At 72.9% G+C, this 4,760-nt stretch carries 5 protein-coding genes and 1 tRNA gene; 5 read left to right on the top strand and 1 reads right to left on the bottom strand.

Features of this window, described 5'->3' with window-relative positions; genetic code table 11:
* The coding region (locus tag ACTHLI_RS08800) for a M1 family aminopeptidase (RefSeq protein ID WP_440182822.1) at nucleotides 1–818 on the bottom strand (818 nt) is incomplete at its 3' end.
* A 172-nt stretch (nucleotides 819–990) separates the two neighbouring features.
* Here ACTHLI_RS08800 and ACTHLI_RS08795 point away from each other — a divergent pair.
* The 5 genes from ACTHLI_RS08795 (at nucleotide 991) to ACTHLI_RS08775 (ending at nucleotide 4,583) form a co-directional block, all read left to right on the top strand.
* The gene (locus ACTHLI_RS08795) at nucleotides 991–1,506 is read left to right on the top strand and encodes a ribose-5-phosphate isomerase (RefSeq protein WP_440182820.1); all 516 of its coding nucleotides are present in this window, start codon (nucleotides 991–993) and stop codon (nucleotides 1,504–1,506) included.
* A 1-nt stretch (nucleotide 1,507) separates the two neighbouring features.
* The gene (locus tag ACTHLI_RS08790) at nucleotides 1,508–2,599 is read left to right on the top strand and encodes an Fpg/Nei family DNA glycosylase (RefSeq protein WP_440182819.1); all 1,092 of its coding nucleotides are present in this window, start codon (nucleotides 1,508–1,510) and stop codon (nucleotides 2,597–2,599) included.
* Nucleotides 2,596–4,026 carry an amidohydrolase gene (locus tag ACTHLI_RS08785; protein ID WP_440182817.1) on the top strand — a complete coding sequence of 477 codons (1,431 nt, stop codon included), beginning with the start codon at nucleotides 2,596–2,598 and terminating at the stop codon, nucleotides 4,024–4,026. The genes ACTHLI_RS08790 and ACTHLI_RS08785 overlap by 4 nt, the downstream gene beginning before the upstream one ends.
* A 98-nt stretch (nucleotides 4,027–4,124) precedes the next feature.
* Complete coding sequence (locus tag ACTHLI_RS08780) at nucleotides 4,125–4,433, top strand: hypothetical protein (protein WP_440182815.1); 309 nt, start codon at nucleotides 4,125–4,127, stop codon at nucleotides 4,431–4,433.
* A 76-nt stretch (nucleotides 4,434–4,509) separates the two neighbouring features.
* A tRNA-Gly gene (locus ACTHLI_RS08775) sits at nucleotides 4,510–4,583 on the top strand.
* Nucleotides 4,584–4,760 lie beyond the last annotated feature (177 nt).

The following is a 4,760-nucleotide window of genomic DNA, read 5'->3' as shown; positions in this document are numbered from 1 at the left end:
GCGCCCGCGTTCTCCATCGCGCCGGCGTTGTACTCCGGCACGAAGAGCTGGTCGTACTTGTCGAACGGGTACGGCACGCCGAAGATCCGCTCGTAGAACTCGAAGCCCTGCTTCGTCTTCGCGAACACGTAGTCCGCGTCGAGGTGGTCGAACAGGGAGGCGCGGGCGAACGCGCCGAGCGCGATGGTGCGGCCGTCGGCGCTCGTCAGCTCGTCGGTGACCGACTTGTACGGGCCCGCGATGAGGGCGGTGATGTACGAGGAGATCACCGGGGTGGGCGCGAACCGCCAGGTCGCGACACCGTCGCCGGCGGCCTCCGGCTCGGGCGTCGCCTGGTTCGAGGTGACGGACCAGCGCGCCGGCGCCGTCACGGTGAAGCGGAAGGTCGCCTTCAGGTCCGGCTGCTCGAACACCGCGAACATGCGGCGGGAGTCCGGCACCTCGAACTGCGTGTACAGGTACACCTCGTCGTCGACGGGATCGACGAACCGGTGGAGGCCCTCGCCGGTGTTCGTGTAGACGCCGTCCGCGTCGACGACCAGCTCGTTCTCCTCCTGCAGGTCGGGCAGCTGGATCCGGACCCCGTCGCTCACCTCGGCGGGGTCGAGCGCGGTCCCGTTCAGCGTCACCGAGCGCACCGTGCGGGTGATCGCGTCGATGAAGGTGGAGGCGCCGGGTGTGCCCGCGAAGCGCACGGTCGTCTTCGACCCGAACACGTCCGGACCTCTCGTGAGGTCGAGCTCGACCTCGTACGCGGACGGCCGCACCAGACGCGCCCGCTCCTCCGCCTCGGCCCTGGTCAGGTTCTCTCCGGGCATGTCGCTCCTCGCCTCGTACTTCGGCCGACAACCCTACGCAGCCGAGCCCGGTGCTCATTGATCACGGATCGGGACGGATCCGCAACACGCCGTCGCCGCCCGCGCCGGCAGCGGCGTGGCACCGGATGGGGCTTGATCCGTGCGGCAGGAGGCCCGCTCTAGGATCGGCAGCATGCGGGTGCACCTCGGCACGGACCACGCCGGTCTCGACTTCTCGAAGCATCTCAAGGAGCACCTGGAGTCGCAGGGCCACGAGGTCGTCGACCACGGCCCCACCTCCTTCGAGCCGCTCGACGACTACCCCTCCTTCTGCATCGACGCCGCGATCGGCGTGATGAACGACCGCGGCGCCGGGATCGACGCGCTCGGGGTCGTGTTCGGCGGATCGGGCAACGGCGAGCAGATCGCGGCGAACAAGGTGAAGGGCATCCGCGCCGCGCTGATCTGGAACGAGTCCACCGCGCTGCTCGCCCGCCAGCACAACGACGCGAACGTGTGCGCCGTCGGTGCGCGCCAGCACACGCTCGAGGAGGCGGTCCACCTGATCGACCTCTTCCTGGCCGAGCCCTTCTCGGGCGAGGAGCGCCACGCGCGCCGCATCGCCCAGCTCGCGGAGTACGAGTCCACCGGCACGATCGCCGGGCACCCCGTCATCCCGCTCGACGCCGCCGGGCACGTGGGCGGCTGACGTGCCGGAAGGCCACTCGATCCACCGGATCGCGCTGCAGTTCCGGAGGAACTTCGTCGGCCGACGGTGCGCCGCCTCCAGCCCGCAGGGGCGCTTCGCGGCCGGTGCCGCGGAGCTCGACGGCCGCGAGCTGGTCGCGTCGTCGGCCGTCGGCAAGCACCTGCTGCTCGAGTTCGAGGGGGAGCGCACGCTGCACGTGCACCTCGGGCTGTACGGGGCGTGGGACTTCGCGGGCGAGGTGACCGCCGATCCCACCTTCACCTCGGCGGGCGGCCGGATGGGGCAGACGAACCAGCGGGGCACGCAGCTGGACGACTTCACCGGCCTCCGGGCCGGCGCGCTCGAGGAGGCGCCGGCCGCCCTCCTCGCGGTCGCCGGGGACGGCCCCGGGGAGCGGAACCTCAAGGTCGACGCGCTCCCCGAGAGCTCGCTCGCGTCCATCGGCGCACCCCGGAGGACCCGCCTCCGGATGTCCGAGTCGGATCGTGAGGTCGAGGTGGAGGAGGGCGACTTCCCGCCCGCGCCCATCGGCGCCGTCCGGCTCCGGCTGCTCACCGACACGGCGGTCGCCGACCTCCGGGGGCCGACCGCGTGCGAGGTGTTCGACCCGGAGCAGGTGCAGCGGCTCCTCGCGAAGCTCGGCCCCGACCCCATGCACGACTCCGGCAAGGCGGCCGAGGACCGCTTCGTGGCCCGGGTTAGGAGGTCGGCGACGCCGATCGGCCTGCAGCTGATGGACCAGTCGGTGGTCGCGGGCATCGGCAACGTCTACCGCGCCGAGCTGCTCTTCCGCGCGCGCCTCAACCCGCACGCGCCGGGCAGCTCGATCCCCGAGCCGGCGCTGCGCCGACTCTGGAAGGACTGGGCCCACCTGCTGGCCGTCGGTGTCGAGACCGGGCAGATGATGACCAGGGACGACCTGAAGACGGAGGAGGACTACCGCCGCGCCATGGCCAGCCGCGACGAGCGCCACTACGTCTACAAGCGGACCGGGCAGCGCAGCCCACGGGGCAAGGGCACCGTGGTTATGGAGGAGATGGGCGGCAGGAACCTCTACTGGGCGCCCGGCTGGCAGACCCGGCCAGAGGCGTGAGCGACCTCCTCCTCCGCGGCGGCCGGATCGACGGCGCCGTCGTGGACGTCCTGGTGCGGGACGGCCGGATCGCGGCGATCGGGCCGTCGCTCCCCGCGGTGCGCGCCGAGACGATCGACCTCGACGGTCGAACGGTGCTGCGCGGGCTCTGGGACGAGCACGTGCACGTGACCCAGGCCGCGCTGGCGTCGAGACGCACGCCGCTCGGCGGTGCCGCGAGCGCCGCGGAGGCGCTCGCGCTCGTCCGCTCGGCGCTCGACGCCGCGGGTCCCGACGAGGTGGTGGTCGGAGTCGGGTTCCAGGACGGCGTGTGGCCGGACCGCCCGTCGCTCGCCGCGCTCGACGCGGTGGCGGGGGAGCGCACCGTGATCCTGATCAGCCACGACGTGCACGCGGTGTGGCTCGGCTCCGCCGCGGCGCGCCGGCTGGGCGTGCAGGTCGACGCCGGAGGGATCCTCCGCGAGGGGGCCGCCTTCGCGGTCGGCCAGCAGGCCAACGCGTTGACGGGCGCGGATGCCGACCACGCTGTCGAGTCGCTGCTGACGGCGGCGGTGCGCCGTGGCGTCGTCGGCGTCGTCGATCTCGAGATGACCTGGAACCGCGACGTCTGGGCGGCGCGGATGGCCCGGGGCTGGGCGGGGCCGCGGATCGAGGCGGGCGTGTACGCGAACCATCTCGACCGTGCGGTGGCGGAGGGGATGCGCACGGGCGCCGTCGTGGACGGCACCGACGGCCTGCTGACGGTCGGCCCCATGAAGCTGCTCGTCGACGGGGCGCTGAACACCCGCACGGCCTACTGCGCCGACCCGTACCCGCACGGCGGCCACGGGCGCCTGGAGGTGCCGGAGGCGGAGCTGCGCGAGGTCCTCGGCCGCGCCACGGCCGCCGGTTTCGTTCCGGCGGTCCACGCCATCGGGGACGCGGCCGTCACGGTCGTCCTCGACGCCTACGAGGCGACGGGTGCGCACGGGCGGATGGAGCACGCGCAGCTGATCGCCGACGCGGACCTGGCGCGGTTCGGTCGCCTGGGCGTCGTCGCGAGCGTGCAGCCCGCCCACCTCCTCGACGATCGCGAGGTCGCGGCGGAGCACTGGCCAGGCCGCACCGGGCGCGCGTACCCCCTCCGGTCCCTGCTGGCCGCCGACGCGGTGCTCGCGTTCGGCTCGGACGCGCCGGTCGCACCGCTCGACCCGTGGCTGGCGATCCGTGCCGCGGTCGACCGAGCGCGTCCGGGGGAGGCGCCGTGGCATCCCGAGCAGCGCATCCCGCTCGACGCCGCGCTCGCCGCCTCCACGCGGGGACGGGCCGCACCGCGGGTCGGCGACGCGGCGGACCTCATCGCACTCGACCGGCCGGTCGACGAGCTGGATCCCGACTCGGTCGCGATGACCCTGATCTCCGGCCGCGTCGCGCACCGCGCGCTCTGACCCCGGCCGCTGCCGGCAGGGCGCGCACACGCGGGCGTTCACCGCATGGACACGGTGCGGCCACGGCGCCGTTCACGGCGCGGACGACCATGGCGCGCATGGCAGTCGTCAGCATCGCCGAGACCGTGACCCGACCCGCCTCCGCGACGCTGCGGTCCTGGTTCCCCGTCCCGAGCGGCTCCGGCGATGCCCGGGGCGGCGCGCTGCTCGCGGAGGAGGTCGATGTCGCCGCCCGGATCGCGGAGACCGTCTCGCGGATGGCGACGGAGGAGGATCCGGCGCGTCTGGACGTGTTGACGGACGAGGCGACCGTGCTCTTCGCGCGGGCCCAGGAGCTGCGCCTCGCGCTGGCGCTCGCGGCGAGGGCCGAGGACGACACCTGGCTCGTGCGGCTCGACCTGGACTGATCCCGCGGCGCGGGACCGGGAGACCCCGAGCCGCCCGGCTACGATGATCGGGCGCTGGTCCGGCGATCGGCGCTTCGCGGATGTAGCTCAATGGTAGAGCCTCAGTCTTCCAAACTGATTACGCGGGTTCGATTCCCGTCATCCGCTCCACACAAAACGGTGTTCTGACCGAGAGAAATCCAATGACTGATTCGGCCTGGGTTCGGTTCCTATCGTTCCCTTTGGCCAGCGGGTGCTGGCCGGGCTGATTCGAGGGCAGCGTAGAACGCTTGCTCGACCTCGATCGGGGTGCGGTAGTCGAGCTCGGAGTGGAGCCGCTGGTTGTTC

This window comes from Amnibacterium sp. (assembly GCF_051956055.1).
Classification (GTDB): domain Bacteria; phylum Actinomycetota; class Actinomycetes; order Actinomycetales; family Microbacteriaceae; genus Amnibacterium.
Note: the sequence above shows the minus strand (reverse complement) of the source record. Positions and strands in the feature narration are given on the sequence as shown.

Coding starts and splice junctions, on each gene's coding strand:
- ACTHLI_RS08795 (WP_440182820.1), top strand. CDS start 991: ATGCGGGTGCACCTCGGCACGGACCACGCCGGTCTCGACTTCTCGAAG.
- ACTHLI_RS08780 (WP_440182815.1), top strand. CDS start 4,125: ATGGCAGTCGTCAGCATCGCCGAGACCGTGACCCGACCCGCCTCCGCG.